Origin of the sequence: Chelatococcus asaccharovorans (genome assembly GCF_003201475.1) — a bacterium.
GTDB lineage: Bacteria > Pseudomonadota > Alphaproteobacteria > Rhizobiales > Beijerinckiaceae > Chelatococcus > Chelatococcus asaccharovorans.
In genome coordinates, this window is record NZ_QJJK01000002.1 from 172,598 (window position 1) to 194,372 (window position 21,775).

Here is a 21,775-nt window from a genome sequence, read left to right on the forward strand (position 1 = left end):
ACTTCCGCGTCATGACATTCCCATCGGCTCGCATCGAGCGCCCCCGTCCCGTGCATGGCACGACAGTCGGCATCATGGTGCTGGATACGCGCTTTCATCGCCTGCCCGGCGACGTCGCGAATGCAGAGACCTGGCCGTTTCCCGTCCAGTTTCGCGTGGTGCGCGGCGTGCGCCCGCAGGACGTCATCGCGGGCAACCCGGCTGACGCACTTGCGCGCTTCTACGAGGCGATCGACGACCTTGTTGGCACAGGCGTCGCGGGCATCACGACGAGTTGCGGCTTTCTCGCGGCCGTGCACCCGGAGTTGCGCCGCTACAGCCCGGTACCGATCGCCACATCGAGCCTGATGCAGATCCCGCTTGCCCTGTCCCTCCTGCCCGAGGCACAGACGGTCGGTATCATCGTGTCCGACAAGGCCGCCCTCAAGGACGCGCATTTCCGCAATAGCGGCGCGCCCCTCGGCCTGCCGATGGGGGAACTCCCCTTCGATGGCCCGATCCGCTCGCATATGCGCGACAACGCCCCCCTTGCCGACCATGCCGCGCAGGAACGCGAGGTTCTGGAGGTGGTGGAGCGGATGCTGACGGAAACCCCGTCGATCGGCGCCATCGTATCTGAATGCGCCAACCTGCCCCCGTTCTCCGCCGCTATCCGGCAAACCTTCGGGCTGCCGGTCTATGATATCGTCTCGCTGGTCGAATGGATGTATGCCGGGCTCAAGCCGCGCCGCTTCGACGATGCCACGCGGGCGCGCTGATGCCGCCGACGTCGACCCATGACCTCATCGTCGTCGGGGGTGGGCTGATCGGCTCCGCCATTGCCTGGGGTGCGAGCCGGGCCGGCGCGGATGTCATCCTTCTCGATGAGGGCGACGTCGCCTTCCGTGCGGCGCGCGGCAATTTCGGCCTGATCTGGCTTCAGGGCAAGGGGGTGGGCAAGCCGCCCTATATGCGCTGGTCGCTCCAGGCCGGACATCTCTGGCGCGAGTTCGCGACCCTTCTCGTCGAAGAAACGGGGATCGATATCGGCTGGAGCCAGCCGGGCGGCCTGCAATTCTGCTTCTCCGAAGCCGATATTGAGAAATGCCGGCGCATCGAAGCTGAGACACGGACCGACGGCGGCGACATCGCCATTACGGTGATGGATCGCGCCGGCGTCGAGGCGCTTGTTCCCGCCATCGGACCCGAGGTCATCGGCGGCGCCTATTCGACCCTCGATTCGCATGTGAGCCCGCTTTATCTGCTGCGCGCCCTGCAGCAGGGGCTACAAGCCCGCGGCGGTCACTACTGGTCAGCTGCGCCAGCCACCGCAGTCCGGCGGGACCAAGGCGCTTTCGCCGTCGAGACCCCGCGTGGCCGCGTGGCTGGCAAGCGCATCGTCATCGCGGCAGGGCTCGGTGCGGCGAAGCTCGCGCCCGAGGTCGGCCTCGCCATGCCGGTACGGCCCGAGCGCGGGCAGATCGTCGTGACCGAGCGGGTGAAGCCGTTCTTTCCCTATGTCGGATCCGGCGTGCGGCAAACCGTGGAAGGCTCCTTCCTGATCGGCAGCAGCCACGAGGAGGCCGGCTTCAGCGAGGCAACGGACGTCAGCACGGGCGCGGCCCTTTGTGCCTCCGCCATCCGCGCCTTCCCCCAGCTCGCAGAGGTGGGCGTGGTGCGGAGCTGGGGGTCGCTGCGGGTGATGACGCCCGACGGCATGCCGATCTATGAGGAATCAGAGCGCTGCCCGGGCGCCTACAGCGCCACCTGCCACAGCGGCGTGACGCTTTGCAGCGCCCATGCCCTCATCCTCGGCCCGGCGCTTGCCGCCGGCACATTGCCCGAGGCCGTTTCCTATTTCCGGAGCGATCGGTTCGATGTTCAGGCGCATTGACGGCGGCGACAACGGTACGGCCGGCGCCCTGTCCTTCGACGGACAGGCCATCCCGTTTCGAGCCGGGGACACGGTCGCAGCAGCCTTGCTCGCCGCGGGGGTCGCCGATGTCCGCGATAATCCCGTCGATGGCTCGCGGCGCGCGCCCTATTGCATGATGGGCGTCTGCTTCGAATGCCTTGTCGAAATCGACGGCCGGCAGAATCAGCAGGCCTGCCTCGTCGCCGCAAAGCCTGGCATGCGGATCCGCCGGCAGGCCGGTGCCCGGCTCCTGCCGGAGGGCGCGTTGTGAGCGAGCCCTGGGATGCGGTCGTCATCGGCGCGGGGCCGGCCGGCATGGCGGCTGCGTCGACGCTGGCCGAGGGCGGCGTGCGCACGCTCCTCGTGGACGAGCAGGCGGAGCTCGGCGGCCAGATCTATCGCGCGATCGAGCGCAACCGCGCCGATCCGGCGCTCGCCCGTATCCTCGGGCCCGACTATCTCAAGGGCGGGATGCTGGTCGACCGGCTCAGGGCGAGCCCCGCGCAACTGGCCCTCAGCACGCTCGTCTGGCGCATCGACGATGATCTGACGGTCTGGACGCGGACCGCCGGCACGGTTGCGGCCGTCCGGGCGAGCGCGATCATTGTCGCGACCGGCGCCATGGAACGGCCGGCCCCGACGGCGGGCTGGACGCTGCCGGGGGTGATGACCATCGGCGCCCTGCAGATCCTGCTCAAATCGGCGCGGCTCACCCCGTCCGGCCGCCTCGTTCTCGCGGGCAGCGGCCCGCTGTTCTATCTCTTCGCACGCCAATGCGTAGCGGCGGGCGTCAAGGATCTCACCCTGCTCGATACGGCGCCGACGCGGCAGATGTGGAGCGCCTTGCCCCTCCTGCCGAGCGCGCTCGGCGGCGAAGGCTGGCGCTATCTCACGAAGGGCGTGAAACTGCTGGCCGCCCTGCGCCTGGCGCGTGTGCCGGTCTATCGCGATGTGCGGGACATCGCCATCGAAGGCGACGGCCGTGCGGAGGCGGTCCGCTTCACCACAGGCCGACGCGCCCATCGCCTGCCGTGCGACACGGTGGGGCTGCATGAGGGCGTCATTCCGCACCAGCAGATGACGCGTTCTCTCGATGTCGCGCATGATTTCGACGAAGCGCAGCGCTGTTTCCGGCCACGGCACGACGCGTCCGGCCGCCTGTCGAAGCCCGGCATTTTCGTGGCCGGCGATGCCGGCGGCATCATCGGTGCGGAAGCGAGTGCCCAGGATGGGGCGATCGCGGCGCTCTCGGCCCTCCACGATCTAGGGCGCCTGACCGACGAGGCGCGCGACCGCCGCATCGCGGAGGCCGGGCGCGTGCGACGCGCGCATCTCACCGCCCGCCCGTTTCTCGACAGGCTTTATCAGCCGCGGGCCGCGGTTCTCGACCCGCCCGACGCGGTCACCGTCTGCCGCTGCGAGGTCGTCACGGCGGGAGCACTCCGCGACGTCGCCAATAAGGGCGCGCCTGGCCCGAACCAGGCCAAGGCCTTCCTGCGCTGCGGCATGGGACCATGCCAGGGCCGGCTGTGCGGACCCACCGTGACCGCGGTGTTCGCGCGCGAAACCGGCCTCGACCCGGCGGAGACGGGCTACTACCACATCCGCAGCCCGCTGAAGCCCATTACGGTGGGCGAGCTCGCAGGGGCGGCTGGCGCGGTGGAACGGGAGGGCTAAGATCCGAAGGGTTGATTCGTGATTTTCCCGCATGGGGGTCATCCGGAGGTCGAACGACTTTCTCGGATCCATGCTGGAGCCCTTGGACCGGAGCCGCGCCATGACCTCCCCCCTCAAGACACCGCTCTGGGACTTCGCGCTCGACCTTTACGGCCGCCCCGGCGTATCGCAGGCCTGCCTGACCTTGCAGGACGAGGCAGGCGTCGACGTCATCCATCTCATCGTCATTGCCTATGCCGACCACGTCGGTTCGCCACTGAGCGCGGACGAAATCCGCGCTTTGCACGAGGCCATGGCGGACTGGCGCACCGGCGCGGTGCTGCCACTGCGGGCCGCCCGCCGCTTCCTGAAGGCACCGCTGCCGGTCCTCGACGCGGAGAAGGAGGCCCTGCGTGATGCGGTGAAAGCCGTCGAGCTCAAGGCCGAACAGTTGCAGCTCGCGATGGCCTATGGCTGGCTCACTGCACGTGCAGACAAGGAAGGCTTGCCGAAGGAAGGCCTGCCGCTCGCGCAGGCCCTGGGCAACCTGCTGGTTTCCTCGCATGGCCAAGCTGGCATGCTACCCGCGGTTGAGCAGGCGCTCGCGACGGTGATCGACGCCGTCAAAACGATCGACCGGCGGTAACGGGTAGCTCGGAGCGAACGCCGCCGTCATCTGCCTCCGCCCTCTGCCGGCCCCGCCCCACACACATCTTGAAGCACCGCGTGTGGCGCGCCGACGGCGCGATGTCGTGCCCCGGACGCAGGCAAAATTTGAATGATAATCAAATTCCTGAACGACAGGTTCCGCGCGGGATGCCGCCGCGCGGAGCATTTCAAACTTGAACCGGCTCGCCCCGAGCAGTACCCGAATTTTATTATAATAGAAAATATTTGAAGTAATATTCAAATCGTGCAGAATGGCAGCCAAGATCGGAGCCCGCGTCGCGCCGTCTCAGAATAAATGGAGGTGGGAAATGTCCCAGATGCATCTTGGCGTGTTCGTTCTCGGAACGGGACACCATGTATCCGCTTGGAAGCTCCCCGACTCTTGGGGTAATGCCGAAGACCTGAGCCTGCTGCAGCACGTCGCAAAGACGGCCGAGCGCGGAAAATTCGATCTGATCTTCTTTGCCGATGCACTGAATACCGGACCGAACGTGCATCCCTCCATGATGGTGCGGCTCGAACCTCTCACACTTTTGTCCGCCCTTGCGATGACGACGAGCCATATCGGGCTCGCGGCGACGGCGTCAGCGACCTACAGCGAGCCCTACAATCTCGCGCGTCTGTTCGCGTCGCTCGATCACATCAGCGGCGGGCGTGCGGCCTGGAACGTCGTCACCGGCGCCTTTCCTGAAGCGGCCTTGAACTTCAGCCGCGATCACCATCCCCCGCATGCCCAGCGCTATGCCTCCGCGACGGAATTCGTCCAGGTCGCCAAGGGCCTCTGGGACAGCTGGGATGACGGCGCCATCGTCATGGACAAGCGCGAGGGCCGCTTCGCCGATACGTCGCGCATGCATGTCCTCGACCACAAGGGCGAATTCTATACAGTCAAAGGGCCGTTGAATATTTCGCGGCCGCCGCAAGGCCATCCCGTCATCATCCAGGCAGGCGCCTCCGATGCCGGCCGGGCGCTTGCCGCCTCGATTGCCGAGATCGTCTTCGCCGTCCAGCAGGACCTCAATGCGGCGAAAGCTTTCCGTGCCGATCTCCGCGAACTCGCCAGCCAATCAGGCCGCAATCCCGACCACATGAAGGTCATGCCCGGCGTTTCGCCCATCATCGGCGAGACCGAGGCCGACGCCAAGGCAAAGCTCGCCATGCTCGTCGAGATGATGGATCCGAAATCGGCACTCAAGGTTCTGTCAGAGCGCCTCGGGCAGGATCTGTCGGACTACCCGCTCGATGGCCCGGTTCCCGATCTGCCGCCGTCGAGCATGATGCAGGGACACGCCGTCACACTGACCGCGATGGCCAAGGCGAAGAACATGACCCTGCGGGAGTTGCGCGATTATGCGGCGGCGGCCATGGGGCACCGCCTGCTCGTCGGCACGCCCGAGATGGTGGCCGATGGGCTCGAGGAGTGGTTCGTCGCCGGTGCTGCCGACGGCTTCAATGTCATGCCGTCCTGGTTCCCCGGCGCCTTCGACGACTTCGTCGATCACGTCGTCCCCATCCTCCAGAAGCGCGGCCTGTTCCGCACGGACTATACCGGGCGGACGTTGCGCGATCACCTCGGCCTGCCGCGACCGGCCGCGCCGACGCGCTAGGTTCAATCGACATTCAAGAATTGGCGCAAGAGTTACATTGTCATCACCGGGCTTGTCCCGGTGATCTCCATCGGAAAGGTGCCTCGGTTCATCGGGATGGCAACGGAACTCAGCTATTGCCGAGTTCCGCGTTGGTCAAGTCGAAGTCGGGCAAGCCCAACTTCAATGACAAGCCCGGCCATGACGGCGGAGGACGCTGAATGTCGATTGAGCCTAGTCATCCAGCACAGGCGGGCGCCTGAGGCCATACTGGTCGAGCATGGCCGCGAATGCCTTGAGGCGCTCGCGGCGATAGGCATCGATGTCAAGATTTTCGTAGTCGAGAAACCCTTTGCCGGTCTTCAAGCCGATGCGGCCGTCCGCCATGTTGCGCTCGATGATGGCGGCCGGCGCATGACGCTGGTCATCGAGCGCCTTCGCCAGGTAATGGCTGGCATAGTAGAGAATATCGCCGCCGCCCCAGTCGATGAACTCAAGCAAACCCAGAACCGCGAAACGGAAACCGAATCCATATTTGATGGCCTTGTCGAGCTCTTCCGCCGTGGCCACACCTTCCGCGACCATGCGCGCGGCCTCGTTCATGGCAAGCGCCTGGATGCGCGGCACGATGTAGCCGGGGCTCGGGGCACAGGTCACCGGCACCTTGCCGACGGCCTCCAGCAAGGCGCGCAGCCGCGCCGTGACGGCCGGATCCGTCGCCTTGCCCGGCGACAGCTCGACCAGCGGTACGAGATAGGCGGGGTTGAGCCAATGGGCATTGAGAAATCGCTCGGGATGCTCCACCGCGCCGGAGAGATCGTCCACGAGGATCGTGGACGTGGTCGAGGCGATGATCGGTTCCGGCCCGGCGAGCCGGGACGCCCTGGCCAGCGCCTCGCGCTTGAGATCGAGCACCTCCGGCACGCCCTCGAAGATCACGGCGGCACCGGACAGCGCGGCACCTGCCTCGGCCTCCGGCACCACCGAAACCCTTGCCGCAAGCTGATCGACGGCCGCGCCGTCAAACAGGCCGAGCTCCGCCAGCATGCCAAGCGTGCTGCGCACCTCACCCAGCGCCTCGGCCGCGAGGCGCGCGAAATCCTCGGCCGGGCGGGCCTTGAGATCGACGATGGCGACGGGATGGCCGGCATAGGCAAAGACCGCGGCGATGCCGCGTCCCATGCGGCCGGCGCCGAGACAGGCGATGCGTTCGCGCCCACTCATTGGAAACCATTCCTCAAAAGCGTCTGCAGCGCGGCGCGGTCGTAGTTGCCGAAGCCGATGCCGGAAAGCGTGCGGCCGGTCTGCATGAAATCCTGACCGCAGACCGCGCCGCCGATCGCCGTGAAGGCCCGCATCAACGGCGTTTCAACGCCGGCCAGTTCCCCGACCGAACGGAAGAACGACAGGCCGATGCGCGTGTCCTCCATCATGTAGCGATGCTCTGTCAGCACGATGTTTTCGCGCCAGTCGCCGGAATCGGTGAGCCGGTCGTGCGAGCCGCGCCCATACATCCATTCCTCGCCCTCGCGCGCATAGTGATGGGCGAGCGGGAAATGCGGCCCGCCGTAGCCCAAAGCCTCGCGAATGGCGATGCGCTCCGCATCGAGCGCATCGGTCACGCGGCGGATGGCGGGCTGCGTGCCCTCCTTGTGGATGTCCCAGCGGGGGAAATGCTCCAGCGGCCCCGCGTTCATGGTGATGAGCGGCGGGTGGATGATCGGCCCGGCATTCATCAGCGCGCCGGACAGGGCATCGCCACAATCTTCGATCACGCCCGGAAAGGCCCGACCGATGACGTCGAGCGCATGGGCCTTGCGCGTGAGCGGGAAGACGCCGGTCGGCAGGCGCTTCGCGCGCACGGTGATCGCCACCTCGAAGGGGCCGTGCTTGCGCGTCAGCCAGGGCAGCGTGCCGGTCTCGGCGAAGGCGACCGCCGCGCGGTTGCCGGCATCATGGGCGGCCTTGGCGAAGATCATCGAGCCGAAAGTCCCCGGCGGCAGATAGACCACCTGGCCGTCAGTGAGATGGGGGGCGAGCCAGCGCGCAATATCGGGCTGGGCGGTCGCGGGCGCCGGGCAGACGATGAGTTCGGCATCACGCACGGCGGCGGCGATATCATCGGTGATGAGCCCGACGGTCGCCTCGTGCCGACCTGCGAAATCCTTGATCGCAATGGTGCGGCCGGCGGCGTTGTGGGCCTTCACCGCTTCCCCGTCGCGCCGCCACAGCCGGACGTCATGGCCCGCAAGCGCGAAATCTCCGGCCGCCGCGAACGAGCCGTTGCCTCCGCCAAGAACGGCAATCTTCATCACGGCAATCTTCATCAGGGATCTCCCATCACGCCTGTTGTTGCTTGAGAATGAAATGCTGCACCTTGCCCATGGCATTGCGCGGCAGGCTGTCGACGAAGACGATCTCGCGCGGCACCTTGAAGCGGGCGAGATTGTCGCGCGCATGGGCGATGAGCGCCTCGGCGTCGACCGCGCAGTCGCGGCGGACCACCACATAGGCAACCGGCACTTCCTGCCATCGCGGATCCGGGGCGCCGATCACCGCGACTTCCGCGACCGCGGCATGCTCGCCGAGAACACGTTCCAGCTCGGCCGGATAGATATTCTCCCCGCCCGAGATGATGACATTCTTCTTGCGGTCATGGATGTGGAAATAGCCGTCCGCGTCGCGCGTGCCGATATCGCCGGTGTGATACCAGCCGTTCTTCAAGGCCTCGCCCGTCGCGGCCTCGTTGCCCCAATATTCGAAGAAGACGCTCGGCCCGCGCACGACGACCTCACCGGCGGTGCCATGCGGCACCTCCGCGCCCTGGTCATTGACGATGCGGGCCTCGCAATGAAGGCCCGGCAGGCCGGTCGAGGTGCCGCGCGGCGCGCCGCCGAGGCGCGTGTAGACGGCGATCGGGCAGGTCTCGGTCGAGCCATAGACCTGCAGCACCGGGATGCCGCGCGCAGCGACCGCGTCGATCAGCGGCTGCGGCACGTTGACGGAGCCGGTGGACAAGGCCCGCAGGCTGGAGAGATCCGTCGTCGCCCAATGCGGGTGTTCGACCACCGCCTGGATGGTGGTGGGCACGAGCACCGTATGCGTCGGACGGTCCTTGGCGATCGCCGCCAACGTCGCGTCGGGCGCGAAACGGCGATGGATGGTGACGGTCGCGCCCAGCTGCAGCGCGGGCGTCGTCTGGATATTCAGGCCGCCCACGTGGAAGAACGGCAGCACCGTGAGGATATGGTCGTCGCTCGTCAGGCCGTGCATGTGCAGGCTCATGGCGGCGTTCCACACCAGAGCCTCCTGCCGCAGCACCGCTCCCTTCGGCCGCCCCGTTGTGCCTGACGTGTAGACGATCAGGAGCGGGCAGGAATAATCGATATGGGGATTGCGTCCGTCACCCGTGCCCACGGCCAGGAATTCGTCGAAGGCAATCGCATCCGGGGGGGCGAATTCAAGCCCGACGACGCGCGTCTCCGGCGCGGCCTCGGCCAGGGGAGCAAGCACAGCCGCGTAGGTCTCCTCGACGAACAGCACCTTCACCGAGGCGTCGGTGAGGATGAACACCTGCTCCGGCACCGCAAGCCGCCAGTTGATCGGCACGAGCATCGCCCCGAGCCGCGCGCAGGCATAGAGCAGCACGAGATAGTCGGGATGATTGGCGGCGAGGATCGCCACCCGGTCGCCGCGCCCCACGCCGAGATGCGACTTCAGCGCGCGCGCCGTTGCGGCGATCCGCTGCGACAGGTCGCGATAGGTGAGTGTCGCGCCCTCGAAGCGGATCGCCAGCTTGTCGGGCGTGAAGGCCGCGTTGCGGTCGATGAGATCCGACAGATCCATGCGTTTTCTCAGTCGTCCTTCTCGCCCGGCTCGTAGAGGGCCTCGCGACCGATGCGGTCGACGCAGATTTCGGCGGTCCAGGGCAGCATGAGCGCGCCGCAGCGGCTGTCGCGGTAGATGCGCTCGAGCGGCAGGCTCTTCAGCATGGCCTGCCCGCCGCAGGTGCGGATCGCCTTCACGGCGATCGCATTGGCGTTCTCCATCACCGTGTGCTGCGCCGCATAGGCACGCAGGACCTGCTCGCGGCTCGGATTGGCGCGCGCCTCCGTGATGGCCTGGAACCACAGCGCCTTGGTCTGCTCCAGCATGATGCGCATCTCGGCGACGGCGATCTGCTTGGTGGGGAACATGCGCCGCTTCACCGGCGGCATGCCCGGCAGTTCGCCGCGCAGATAGCCCACGGTGAAATCATAGGCCGCCTGCGCCAGCCCCATATAGGTCGGCGACAGGGTGATGAACATGTGCGGCCAGCGGCTCGCCGCCTGGAAATAGACGCCGTGCGGCATCAGCATCGCGTCCTCGGGCACGAACACATCCTTGAAGAGAAGCGTCCGCGAGACCGTGCCGCGCATCCCAAGCGGGTCCCAGTCGCCGACCACGGATACCCCTTCCGCATTGGCCGGCACAGCGAGATAGAGCGTGTTGCGCCGGCTCGCCGCCTCGCCCTCGGCGCGTTCCGTGCACAGCACGCCGTAATAGTCGGCAGCGCCCGACAGCGAAGCGAAGATCTTCTTGCCGTTGACGATGAAGCCGCCCGCGACCGGCCGCGCCTCCGTGCCGAAGGCGATGGCCCCGGCGGCCGCGGCCCCGCCCTCCGAGAAGGGCTGGGCATAGACCGCGCCGTCATTGACGATGCGCTGATAGTGGACGCTGCGGCGGGCCCGGTGCGCGGCGCGATCCGCGGGCGTCATCTCGAGCTCGTCGGCCAGGGGGCCGGACCACAGCGTCGAGCAGACATGCATGTTCCAGGAGAGCGCGGTCGCCCCGCAATAGCGGCCGAGTTCGGCGGCTGCGAGACAATAGGTCTGGAAGTCCGCGCCGAGCCCGCCCTCATCCTTTGAAATGCAGAGCCTGAGAAGCCCCTCGCCATGCATGTCGCGGAAATTCTCGATCGGGAAGGTCGCCTCCCGGTCGTGGAACGCGGCGCGCGGCGCCACCACGCGCTTGCCAAAGGCGCGGACCTTGGCGGTCAGCGCGGCCTGCTCGTCGCTCAGCCGGAAAGCGTCCGGCGCGAACAAGGGCGCGTCGATGGTTTCGCGGTCGAGACCGGTGGTTCCGGCATCATGGGCTTGGGCGCTCATCGGAACGTTTCCTTCATCGGTTCTGGTCGAGCTCTGCCAGACAATCGAGAATGGCGGCGTTGAATAGGGCTGGCGCCTCGCAGTTCGGCAGGTGGCCGACGCCGGGCAGAAGCCGAAAACGCGCGCCGGGGATGCGCGAGGCCATGCGCTCCATCATCTGGGGAGGCGCGTTGCGGTCATGCTCGCCGACGAGGCACAGCACGGGCACGCGGATAGCGCCGAGATTGGCGCGCTCGTCGAAATTCACGAGGCACAGCACCGCCGCGCGATAGGTCGCGGCAGGGGTCACGGCCATGGTCGCGATGGCGAGCGCGCGCCCCTGCGCTTCGGGGTGCGGCCCCATCATGCCGTCGACCATCTCCGGCGCGAGCTCCGCCATGGTCCGGCCGCTCGCGAGCGGCGCGAGCCGCGCGGCCACGAAAGCCTTCTGGAAGTCGCCCTGCGGGTTGCCGAAGGCGGGGCTGGTGCCGACCAGGACGGCGGCATGATAGGCGTCCGGTTTCCGCCGCAGCATCGTCTGCACCACCATGCCGCCCATGGAATGGCCGACAAGGACGGGCTTCAGTTCGCCGACCTCCCCGATCGCCGCCTCGACATCGGCGGCGAGCTCCTCGAAATCCATGGTGGTGACGGCCGGACGGGCGCCATAGCCCGGCATGTCGAGCGGCACGGGCCGGAAGCCCGCCGCAGCGAAAGCCGCCATCTGCGGATCCCATACCCGCGCGCTGCCGCCGATGCCGTGGATGAACACGACCGCGCGCCTTCCGTCATTCCCCTCGCCGAGGTGATCGCCTCGCGCGTCCGCGCTCATATGGGCCTCCCGAGCGTTCTTACGCAGCGTGCATGCTAGCAAACCCCATCTATATGAAAAGGAATATTTCTAGGCAGTGCCGGATAGAAAACAGGCGACCGCCCGGTCAGGCCCGCGGCCTGGCAGGCAGTCGCCTGGTGCGTATGATCGCCTTTGGAGTGCGAACAGGGCTGGCCTGCGGACCGATTCAGCCCTGCGTGACGCTTGCCGCCGCCTTGAGCCACAGCGCAACGGCCTCCGCGCCCGGATCCGGATAGCCCAGCGCGCGCGCCGATATAGCTGGAACGCCCCCGGCGCGGCATCATGTCGGCTGTGCGGGCAGCGCCCTTGCTGGCGGCCTCGGCGGCGGCGCGCAATTGCGCGGCGATCCCGCCGCCCGGGCCATGGCTTCGGCGGCCGGCCAAAGCGCATCCACCATGGTGCGGTCGCCCGCCTTGGCCCTCACATTCAGGCGCGGCCGCGAATGGCCCACGCGCGCGTCGTGAAGCGAAGGGTGCCGTCCTGCGCGGGGGCAAGGGTTGCGGCGAGCTTGTCCGCGAGATGCCGGCGCGTGTCCGGGCTCAGGCGCGCGCAATAGCCCGAGGCCGGCCCGGTGCCGAGGGTGAACGGGTGCCAGAAATCGTCGAAATTCCGGAAGACGGCCTCCGCCTCGATGGCCCGCGCCTCGACTGCAACGAACCCGCCGCGCTCCGCCAGCGCGCTGAGCTCAACGGGCGTGCAGAAGGGAAAGCGCTTGTTTTCCTGGAGCTCTTCCGCCGCGGGGTCGATCTCCGCCGCGGCGGCCCAGAAGGCGCGCACGAAGCCGAGCCCACCGCCCGGATAATCCCACACATAAAAGCCCACCGCGCCGCCGGGACGCGTGACGCGCCGCATTTCCGCAAGCGCCCGCTCGCGATCGGGCACGAAATTGAGCACGAGGGCTGATACCACGACATCGCGGCTGCCGGTCTCGACGGGCAGCGCGCCCGCCTCCCCTATCTGGAAGACGGCCCGAGGATCGTGCACATGGGCGCGTGCACGCTCGAGAAAGCCCTCAGAGGGATCGATGCCGAGGAGACTGCGCGGATTGGCGCGCGCCAGCACGGTCGCGGACAGCGCGCCTGTTCCGCATCCCACCTCGAGCCAGTCGCGCCCCTCGCCGGCATCGAGCCAGTCGATGAAAATCGGCGCGATCTGCCGGCTCCAGCGGCCCATGTAAAGGTCGTAGCTATCGCCTGCCACCCAGGCGTCATGACGGGATGTATCGGGCATGGCACGCGCTCCGGCCCCCGTGACCCGGCGGGAGGTTACACCCAAACCGCGCCACCGGGAACGCCGGCCCTTTCGCCGCAGCGCAACATGGCCTAAAGCCACGGGCAAAGTCCCTCGACAGGTTCCCGTGCGCGCATGATTCGTCTCGACAACATCGGTAAGCAGAACGGCAAGCAGATCGTCTTCATCGAGGCCGGCATGGCCCTGTTGAAGGGCGAGAAGGTCGGCCTCGTCGGCCCCAACGGCGCCGGCAAGACCACGCTGTTTCGCATGATCACGGGCGAGGAACAGCCGGACGAGGGCCAGGTCTCCATCGATCGCGGCATCACCATCGGCTATTTCAGCCAGGACATCGGCGAGATGGCCGGCCGCAGCGCGATCGCCGAGGTCACCGACGGCGCCGGCCCCGTCAGCACCGTCGCCGCCGAGCTGCGGGAGCTCGAGGCGGCGATGGCCGATCCCGACCAGGCCGACCGGATGGACGCGATCATCGAGCGTTACGGCGAGGTGCAGGGGCGCTTCGAAGAACTCGGCGGCTATGCACTGGAGGGCCGCGCGCAGGAGGTGCTGGCCGGCCTCGGCTTCAGCCAGGCGATGATGGACGGCGATGTCGGCGGCCTCTCCGGCGGCTGGAAGATGCGCGTCGGGCTGGCGCGCATTCTCCTGATGCGCCCGGATGTCATGCTGCTCGACGAGCCGAGCAACCATCTCGACATCGAGAGCCTGATCTGGCTGGAGCAGTTCCTCAAGGGCTACGACGGCGCCCTGATGATGACCTCGCACGACCGCGCCTTCATGAACCGCATCGTCACCAAGGTGGTGGAGATCGACGGCGGCGCGCTCACCACCTATTCCGGCGACTACGAGTTCTACGCCGCGCAGCGCGCGCTCAACGAGAAGCACCAGCAGGCGCAGTTCGAGCGCCAGCAGGCGATGCTTGCCAAGGAGATCCAGTTCATCGAGCGCTTCAAGGCGCGCGCCTCGCACGCCGCCCAGGTGCAGAGCCGCGTCAAGAAACTGGAGAAGATCGACCGCGTTGAGCCGCCGAAGCGCCGTCAGACCGTCGTCTTCGAGTTCCAGCCGCCGCCGCGCTCGGGCGACGATGTCGTCAGCCTGAAGAACGTGCACAAGCGCTACGGCAGCCGCAGCATCTATGAGGGGCTCGATTTCGCCGTGCGCCGCCGCGAGCGCTGGTGCGTCATGGGCGTCAACGGCGCCGGCAAGTCGACGCTCCTGAAGCTCATCGCCGGCACGACGACGCCGGATGACGGCACGGTGGCCATCGGCGCCAATGTGAAGATGGCCTATTTCGCCCAGCATGCGATGGAGGTGCTCGACGGAGAGGACACCATCTTCCAATCGCTGGAGCAATCCTTCCCGCAGGCCGGCCAGGGCTCGCTCCGCGCGCTCGCCGGCTGCTTCGGCTTTTCCGGCGACGACGTGGAGAAGCGCTGCCGCGTGCTCTCGGGCGGCGAGAAGGCGCGGCTGGTGATGGCCAAGATGCTGTTCGACCCGCCGAATTTCCTGGTGCTGGACGAGCCCACCAACCATCTCGACATGGCGACCAAGGAGATGCTGATCACCGCGCTCGCCAATTACGAAGGCACCATGCTCTTCGTCAGCCACGACCGCCACTTCCTCGCCGCGCTCTCCAACCGCGTGCTCGAAGTGAGCCCCGACGGCGTGCACCAATACGGCGGCGGGTACACGGAATATGTCGCGCGCACCGGCCAGGAGGCGCCGGGGTTAAGGGGGTGATGGGGGGTGAGGACAGCCAAGCTCTGATTATCCCACACTATTAGCGATGAATTATTGCCGGATGATACCCCACTAAGCGACGGCGAAAGCACGGTGAGAGAATTGCCCCGATCTGATCGGCCATTTTATCCAATAACATACGAAATTACATTGTCGCATGGCATGTAAGATTATCAACCTGTAGCTGTCGTATCGTCAATCGTCACGGCGATATTTAAACCATTCCTTAGCTAGAATCGAGAATCGTCGATAAACCGGTCCGCGAAACTATGCTCGGATCTAGGGCACCGCGGATGTCTATAGAACATAAAATTTGCTGAAAAAAAGCTCATCTGCTACCTTCCGTCAAGGGGATCGATCTACTGGGGCAGGAGCGAATGAATAAGGAAGCTCATTTTTCCGTCCATACGAGGTTGACTAGAATCCTTGGAGAAACATATCGCTCTAGTGAAGTCGCTATTAAGGAACTTGTTGATAATGCCTGGGATGCAGACGCCCAACATGTGTGGATCAATCTGCCCGATCCGTTATCAAACGAAGCTATTGTTGTAAGGGATGACGGCACCGGAATGACATCCCGAGAGATACGCAGTGAGTATCTCAATATCGCGAGTGACAAACGCACTCGAACTGGTGAGAGAACGCCAGTATACCGACGAAAAGTGAAGGGAAGAAAAGGAATTGGAAAATTCGCTGGCTTGACCATTGCTAATAAGATGGAAATATCTACAGCAGCCCGCGGCTATATTTGCACCATTATTGTGGACAAGCAGGAGCTGATTGACAATCAAAACGATCTTGAAGCAGTTCCCCTTCCCTTCACTGAAGCCCCGCAGAATGAATCCGCGACGGGAACCACCATTACACTTTCGTCGCTCGACGATCGATTAAATTTTCCGAATCCTGATCGTCTTAGAGAGGTTTTGATACAAGAATACGGGCGAGAGGACAGATTCATCGTTTCTGTTAACGGAACCGCACTGTCCGTCGATGATGTACCGGGCCAGACCTCCCAGGCAGAGGAGGTTTTACCTAATGCCGGCAACATAAATCTACACTTCACTATAGCCGACAGCAAACGTCTTCCAAAACTTCCCGGAATTATTTTAAAAGTTGACGGGAAGGCGGTCGGACGACCTTTACTATTTGGTCTAGATCAAGATGATGAAATTCCCACCAAACTCGCCCGTCGCGTCTATGGTGAAGTCAATCTCAGCGGACTGTCGGATTTTGTTACCGCCGATTGGGGAGGCTTTATCGAGAACAGCAAGGCATTTCAGGAAGTACAGACTTATGTGCAGCTTGAAATAAAGAAAGGACTTAAGGATACGCATGCTCGCGAAATGAACCTTCAGCAGGCGCGATTAAAGAACGAACTACGTCAACGCCTGATGCGGCTTCCTGAACACCGCCGGCAGTATGCAGAAGAAGCCTTAAACCGAATACTTAGGCGCTTTTATGGAGAAAGCGATGAACGTGTTTCAACCATTGCAAGCGTAGCGCTGGACGCGATGGAACACGATGCGTACTGGGCCGTTTTTGAGCGCATCAGCGTATCCAGCCGTAGTGACGTTTGGTCATTCGCAGAGTCATTGGAGCAATTTGGTCTAGTCGAGCTATCTAGCATTGCCCAACAAGCGGTACGCCGCGTAAAATTCTTAGATTTTTTTGATCAACTCGCCAACAATCCAGACACGCTTGAGAAAGATGTTCACAAAGCACTGGAAACAAACCTTTGGATTCTCGGCCGCAATTACTCTGCAATGTCGTCTAATGCGACGCTTCGCACCATAGTCGAGACTTATTGCGGGACTTCGTTAGAAAGCGGCAGGGCCTCAAAGCGGCCCGACCTGTTGCTTTCGCAGCGCTACGGGGACGCCTACCTGCTAATCGAGTTTAAGCGCCCCAATCACAGCATATCGCGGGAAGACATCGCGCAAGCCGAGAAGTATCGGGATGATCTTTGCGTACGACTATCATCAACTACAAAAATGGAGATAATGATGATAGGAAAAGGCCGAGTTAACACCTTAGACACGAAGAATCTTCTGGAAACGATAAAAATTAATTCCTATGCAAGCGTGATATCTAATGCCCGGTCCGAATTAGAATGGCTTATTGCTTCCTTATCTAATCTTCGAGCCTAAATGTCAATTTGATACATCATAATCGGGCACGAAAGCCCTTCACAGCCCGCGAGTTCGTATATCATCATTTCCCCTCACCCCCCATTCGCCTCCCGCACATGCACCAGGAGCCCCTGGCCGCCGCGTTCGATGTCCTCGCGGCTGGCGGCGCTGGCTTTGTCGGGGTCGCGTTCGCGCAGCGCGCTGATGAGGCGCAGATGCGGGTGGGGTTCCCAGTCCGGCAGACCCTCGTCGTAGAGATGCGAAAGGATGGGCCCGCAGCGCACCCATAGGCCCTCGACGATATCGTAGAGAATGGGCAGGCGCGCCATGCGGCAGAAGGTGAGATGGAACTCGGTGTTGAGATCCACCGCCTGCACGAAGTTCCGGCTCGCGTGGCATTGGGAAATCTGCGCGTGGATGGCGACGAGGGCCTCGATCTCGTCTGCTGTCGCCACGAGCGCCGCCGCCGCGGCCGCGCGCCCCTCGAGATCCGTGCGGATGGCGCGGATCTCCTGCAGCTGCTCCAGCGTCAGGGTCGGCACCACCACCGAATTGCGGGCATCGAGCGCCAGCGCCTTCTCGCCGACGAGCCGCAGCAGGGCCTCGCGCATCGGCGTCGCGCTGATGCCGAACCTCACCGACATGGGCCGGAGCCTGAGCCGCTCGCCCGGCCTGAGCCGCCCGCGCATGAGCGCGGCGCGCAGATCCATATAGGCGCGCTCGCTCAGGTTCTCCTTGACGATCGGCTGCACCCAATCGCCCGTCGCCGGGGTTTTCTCATTATTGTTTGGCATCCGACTTGACACAGACCAGTTTCCTCGCCCAAAACTGTTATAACAAATTACTTATTGCATCAACCCAAGGCCCGGACCCACGCGACCGGGCAGCGACAGCCAAGGCCAAAACGGCCTTTGCCGGCGCGCGGGCTGATAAAGGGAGGAAGCGGTGATCGCGCTTCGCAAGACAACCTCGGCCTTTGGTGCCGAACTCGTCGAGATGGACACCGAGCCCACGCCGCGTGAGGGCGAGGTGGTGATTGCCGTGGCGGCGGCCGGCATCTGCGGCAGCGACATCCACGCCTATGAGTGGACGCCGGGCTACGAATTCATGACGGCCGCCATGCCGCTCACCATCGGCCACGAATTCGCCGGCACGGTGCAGGCACTCGGCGCTGATGTCACGGGCTTCAAGCTCGGCGACCGCGTCACCTGCTGGCCGACCGTGAGCTGCGGCCATTGCCCCGCCTGCGATGCGGGCACGCCGGAGCATTGCCAGAACCGCAGCATCATCGGCCTGCATATCGACGGCGGCTTTGCCGACCGCGTCCGGGTGCCGGCCATCAACTGCCGGCGCATTCCGGACGATCTGCCGTTCACGGTCGCGGCGCTGACGGAGCCGCTCTCGGTCGCCGTCAATGCCGTCGACGTGGGCGATGTGGCGCCCGGCGACCGGGTGGTGGTGCTCGGACCCGGCCCCATCGGCCTCGGCATCGCCTTCGTGGCGCAGACGCGCGGGGCGAAGGTGCTGCTCTGCGGGCTGAACGATGGGCTGCGCCTCGACAAGGGGCGCGAGATCGGCATCGCCCATTGCGTCGATCTCGCCGAGGAAGACCTGACTGATGCGGTGCAGCGCGTCTTCGGCGGCCCCGCCGACCGCGTCATCGAGGCAACCGGCGTCGCCCGCTCGGTCAGCGACGGGCTTGCCGTGCTGCGCTCGGGCGGGGTGCTGGTGGTGGCGGGCATCCATTCCGGTCATCTCGATCTCGATCTGACGCGATTCGTGCGGGACAAGAAGCAGCTTCGTGCCGCGCACGATACCACTGCGCAAGCCCTTGAGAATGCCATCGCGCTGCTCGCCGCCCATGCGGACGTGCTGGCGCGCCTCATCACCCACCGCGAGCCGCTGAGCCGCGCCATCGAGGCCTTCGAACTCGCCCGCAGCCGCCAGGCGGTGAAGGTGCTGCTCGTTCCGCAGCCCCCGTCGCAAGATTTGCCCGAACGGCAGGATCTGCCCCAAACCGCAGATCTTCCTCAAACGGAAAGTGAAATCGCATGACCTCGGTCACACGCGTCGTTGTCGCGCCCGTCCCCGGTGGTCCGGACGCGCTGAAGATCGTCGAGCGCGAGCGCCCCACGCCTGGCGAAGGCCAGGCGCTCGTCAGGGTGCATGCCGCCGGCATCAACCGCCCGGACGTGATGCAGCGGCAGGGCAATTATCCGCCGCCGCCCGGCGCGAGCGACGTGCTCGGGCTCGAACTCGCCGGCGTGGTCGAGAGCCTCGGCCCGGGCACCACGCGCCTCAAGCCCGGCGACCGGGTGATGGCGCTCGTCGCCAGCGGCGCCTATGCCGAATGGGCCGTCATCGACGAGACGGTGGCGCTGCCCATCCCGGACGGCATGTCCTTCATCGAGGCCGGCGCCTTCCCCGAGACCTATTATACGGTCTGGTCGAACCTCTTTCAGCGCGCGGGCTTGAAGGCCGGCGAGACCGTGCTCATCCATGGCGGGACGTCCGGCATCGGCACCACGGCCATCCTGCTCGCCAAGGCGCTCGGCGCGCGGGTTCTCGTCACGGCGGGCTCGGATGAGAAATGCGCGGCGAGCCGCGCCGTCGGCGCCGATGTCGCCATCAACTATCGCACCGCGGATTTCGTGGAGGCCGCGCGCGCCGCCACCGACGGCCGGGGGCCCGACGTCATCCTCGACATGGTCGGCGGCGACTATATCCCGCGCAATCTCGACTGCATCGCCGCGGACGGGCGCATCGCGCAGATCGCCTTCCAGCATGGCTCGAAGCTCGAGCTCGACCTCTTGCCGCTCCTGATGAAGCGCATCACCTTCACAGGCGCGACGCTCAGGGCGCGGCCCGTCGCCATGAAGGCCGCCCTCACGGCCTCGCTCGCCGCGCATGTGCTGCCGCTCATCGCCGCCGGCAAGGCCAAGCCCCTCATCGATTCAACCTTCCCCTTCGAGCGCGTCGCCGCGGCCCATGCCCGCATGGATGCCGGCGAACATGTGGGGAAGATCGTTCTCGTCATGCAAGAGGGCGCCTAGGCGCCAGGAAAAGCAGGCGCCTCGGCGCCACACCAACACGGCGCAGGAGCGCCACGGAAGGAAGCAGGAGCATGAACGCAGTGACCAAGCCCGCGCCGCGCGCAGCCAGCAATATCACAGGCGCGCATCTGATCGCCGCGGCCTTGCAGCGCCATGGCGTACGGGAGATCTTCGGGCAGAGCATTCCCTCGGCGCTCTTTCTCGCCGCGCCCGACTACGGCATCCGCCAGGTCGGCTATCGCACGGAGAACGCGGGCGCGGCCATGGCCGACGCCTATGCGCGCATCTCCGGCAAGGTCGCCGTCGTCACCGCGCAGAACGGCCCGGCCGCGACGCTGCTGGTGCCGGGCCTCGCCGAGGCGCTGAAGGCCTCGATCCCGGTGGTCGCCATCGTCCAGGACGTCAGCACCAAGTTCACGGACAAAAACGCCTTCCAGGAACTCGACCATTTCGCCTTGTTCGGCGGTGTCGCCAAATGGATCCGCCGGGTGGCGGACCCCGCGCGCCTCGACGACTATGTCGACATGGCCTTCACCGCGGCCGCCAGCGGCCGCGCCGGCCCGGCCGTGCTGCTGGTGCCGCTCGACGTGCTGGATGAGCGCCCGGATTTCGCGCCCGAGGCGCCGCAGCGCGCAAGCCATCTCGGCACCTTCCCGCTGGACCGCACCGCCGCCGACCCGGCGCGCGTCGCGGAGGCGGCCAAGCTGATCGCCGCGGCCAAGGCGCCGATCGTCATCGCCGGCGGCGGCGTCCACGCCTCGCAGGCCTCAGCTGAACTCGCGGCCCTGCAGGCGCTCGGCATCCCCGTCGCGACGACCGTCATGGGCAAGGGCGCGGTGGACGAGACCGACCCGCTCTCCGTCGGCGTGGTCGGCTATTTCATGGCGCCGCGCGGGCGCTCCTCCCATCTCCGGGATCTCGTCACCGGGGCGGACGTGGTCCTGCTCGTCGGCAACCGCACCAACCAGAACGGCACGGACAGCTGGTCGCTCTATCCGCCGCAGGCGCGCTACATCCACATCGACATCGACAGCAACGAGATCGGCCGCAACTACGAGGCGCTGCGGCTGGCTGGCGATGCCAAGCTGACGCTCGCCGCGCTCACGGCGGCGCTCGAAGCCCTGAAGCCGGGCTCCTTCGCGGCGCGAAAGGCCGCCCTTACGGACAAGATCGCGAAGGGCCGCGCCGGGCACCTCGCGGACATGAAGCGCCTCGTCGATCTCGATGCGGTGCCGGTGCGCCCGGAACGGCTGATGGCCGACATCGACAGCGTGCTGACGCCGGAGAGCATCGTCGTCGCGGATGCGAGCTATTCGTCGATCTGGATCGCCAACTTCCTCACCGCCCGCAAGGCCGGGCAGCGCTTCCTGACGCCGCGCGGCCTCGCCGGCCTCGGCTGGGGCCTGCCCTTCGCGCTCGGCGCCAAGGCCGCCCGCCCCGATGCCCCCGTTATCGCCCTCACCGGCGACGGCGGCTTCGGCCATGTCTGGTCCGAGCTCGAGACCGCCCGCCGCATGAAGCTGCCGGTCGTCCTCGTCGTCCTCAACAACCAGATCCTCGGCTACCAGAAGCACGCCGAGCTCAGCCTCTTCGGCGATTTCACCGATGTCGTCGACTTCGAGGCCGTGGACCACGCCGCCATTGCACGCGCCTGCGGCTGCAGCGGCGTCCGCGTCGAGAATCCGGCGGATTTCCTGCCGGCCTTGCAGGAAGCGCTCGCGCGCAACGACGTCACGGTCATCGATGTCATCACCGACGAGCGCGCCTATCCGCCGATCACCGTCTTCGAAGGCAAGGACGCCCTGCATTACTGACCTTCAG

General features: G+C 65.7%; 18 protein-coding genes. 11 read left to right on the plus strand and 7 right to left on the minus strand.

The window, feature by feature from the left end; genetic code table 11:
* Positions 1–11: 11 nt before the first annotated feature.
* From C7450_RS05400 to C7450_RS05425, 6 genes are all read left to right on the plus strand, one after another.
* Positions 12–758, plus strand: coding sequence for an aspartate/glutamate racemase family protein (locus C7450_RS05400; RefSeq protein WP_110373386.1), 747 nt, complete (start codon positions 12–14; stop codon positions 756–758).
* A complete protein-coding gene (locus tag C7450_RS05405; RefSeq protein WP_110373387.1) occupies positions 758–1,873 on the plus strand; it encodes an NAD(P)/FAD-dependent oxidoreductase in 1,116 nt (371 codons plus the stop codon). The genes C7450_RS05400 and C7450_RS05405 overlap by 1 nt, the downstream gene beginning before the upstream one ends.
* Positions 1,857–2,165: a (2Fe-2S)-binding protein gene (locus C7450_RS05410; protein WP_146227266.1), complete on the plus strand. Its 309-nt coding sequence runs from the start codon at positions 1,857–1,859 to the stop codon at positions 2,163–2,165. Before C7450_RS05405 ends, C7450_RS05410 begins: the two co-directional genes overlap by 17 nt.
* Positions 2,162–3,571, plus strand: a complete 1,410-nt coding sequence (locus C7450_RS05415) for an FAD/NAD(P)-dependent oxidoreductase (protein ID WP_245449495.1) — start codon at positions 2,162–2,164, stop codon at positions 3,569–3,571. The genes C7450_RS05410 and C7450_RS05415 overlap by 4 nt, the downstream gene beginning before the upstream one ends.
* Before the next feature lie 100 nt (positions 3,572–3,671).
* Positions 3,672–4,196, plus strand: a complete 525-nt coding sequence (locus C7450_RS05420; protein ID WP_170147073.1) for a TIGR02444 family protein — start codon at positions 3,672–3,674, stop codon at positions 4,194–4,196.
* 331 nt (positions 4,197–4,527) lie between these two features.
* A complete protein-coding gene (locus C7450_RS05425; RefSeq protein ID WP_110373390.1) occupies positions 4,528–5,826 on the plus strand; it encodes an LLM class flavin-dependent oxidoreductase in 1,299 nt (432 codons plus the stop codon).
* Positions 5,827–6,039: 213 nt separating this feature from the next.
* Here the strand turns inward: C7450_RS05425 and C7450_RS05430 are convergent, their stop codons facing one another.
* The 6 genes from C7450_RS05430 to C7450_RS05460 all read right to left on the minus strand — a co-directional run bounded on the left by C7450_RS05430 (position 6,040) and on the right by C7450_RS05460 (position 13,014).
* Entirely contained in the window at positions 6,040–7,029 is a 990-nt protein-coding gene (locus tag C7450_RS05430; RefSeq protein WP_110373391.1) for a 3-hydroxybutyryl-CoA dehydrogenase, read from the minus strand.
* Positions 7,026–8,117: an NAD/NADP-dependent octopine/nopaline dehydrogenase family protein gene (locus C7450_RS05435; protein ID WP_110373765.1), complete on the minus strand. Its 1,092-nt coding sequence runs from the start codon at positions 8,115–8,117 to the stop codon at positions 7,026–7,028. Before C7450_RS05435 ends, C7450_RS05430 begins: the two co-directional genes overlap by 4 nt.
* A 28-nt stretch (positions 8,118–8,145) precedes the next feature.
* Positions 8,146–9,651 carry a class I adenylate-forming enzyme family protein gene (locus tag C7450_RS05440; RefSeq protein WP_110373392.1) on the minus strand — a complete coding sequence of 502 codons (1,506 nt, stop codon included), beginning with the start codon at positions 9,649–9,651 and terminating at the stop codon, positions 8,146–8,148.
* Between the two features lie 8 nt (positions 9,652–9,659).
* Entirely contained in the window at positions 9,660–10,952 is a 1,293-nt protein-coding gene (locus C7450_RS05445; protein WP_110373393.1) for an acyl-CoA dehydrogenase family protein, read from the minus strand.
* Between the two features lie 13 nt (positions 10,953–10,965).
* Positions 10,966–11,763 carry an alpha/beta fold hydrolase gene (locus C7450_RS05450; protein ID WP_110373394.1) on the minus strand — a complete coding sequence of 266 codons (798 nt, stop codon included), beginning with the start codon at positions 11,761–11,763 and terminating at the stop codon, positions 10,966–10,968.
* A 447-nt stretch (positions 11,764–12,210) separates the two neighbouring features.
* Positions 12,211–13,014: a class I SAM-dependent methyltransferase gene (locus tag C7450_RS05460; protein WP_110373395.1), complete on the minus strand. Its 804-nt coding sequence runs from the start codon at positions 13,012–13,014 to the stop codon at positions 12,211–12,213.
* A gap of 135 nt (positions 13,015–13,149) precedes the next feature.
* On the opposite strand from C7450_RS05460, the gene C7450_RS05465 reads away from it, so the two are divergent.
* Positions 13,150–14,772 carry an ABC-F family ATP-binding cassette domain-containing protein gene (locus C7450_RS05465; protein ID WP_110373396.1) on the plus strand — a complete coding sequence of 541 codons (1,623 nt, stop codon included), beginning with the start codon at positions 13,150–13,152 and terminating at the stop codon, positions 14,770–14,772.
* A 377-nt stretch (positions 14,773–15,149) separates the two neighbouring features.
* Positions 15,150–16,919, plus strand: a complete 1,770-nt coding sequence (locus C7450_RS05470) for an ATP-binding protein (RefSeq protein WP_110373397.1) — start codon at positions 15,150–15,152, stop codon at positions 16,917–16,919.
* Between the two features lie 74 nt (positions 16,920–16,993).
* On the opposite strand, the gene C7450_RS05475 is transcribed toward C7450_RS05470, so the two are convergent.
* Complete coding sequence (locus C7450_RS05475) at positions 16,994–17,695, minus strand: GntR family transcriptional regulator (RefSeq protein WP_110373398.1); 702 nt, start codon at positions 17,693–17,695, stop codon at positions 16,994–16,996.
* Between the two features lie 151 nt (positions 17,696–17,846).
* Between C7450_RS05475 and C7450_RS05480 the strand changes: the two genes are divergently transcribed.
* From C7450_RS05480 to C7450_RS05490, 3 genes are all read left to right on the plus strand, one after another.
* Positions 17,847–18,956 carry a zinc-dependent alcohol dehydrogenase gene (locus tag C7450_RS05480; protein ID WP_110373399.1) on the plus strand — a complete coding sequence of 370 codons (1,110 nt, stop codon included), beginning with the start codon at positions 17,847–17,849 and terminating at the stop codon, positions 18,954–18,956.
* The gene (locus C7450_RS05485; RefSeq protein WP_110373400.1) at positions 18,953–19,954 is read left to right on the plus strand and encodes an NAD(P)H-quinone oxidoreductase; all 1,002 of its coding nucleotides are present in this window, start codon (positions 18,953–18,955) and stop codon (positions 19,952–19,954) included. Before C7450_RS05480 ends, C7450_RS05485 begins: the two co-directional genes overlap by 4 nt.
* Before the next feature lie 71 nt (positions 19,955–20,025).
* Positions 20,026–21,768, plus strand: coding sequence for an acetolactate synthase catalytic subunit (locus C7450_RS05490; protein ID WP_110373401.1), 1,743 nt, complete (start codon positions 20,026–20,028; stop codon positions 21,766–21,768).
* Positions 21,769–21,775: the final 7 nt, after the last annotated feature.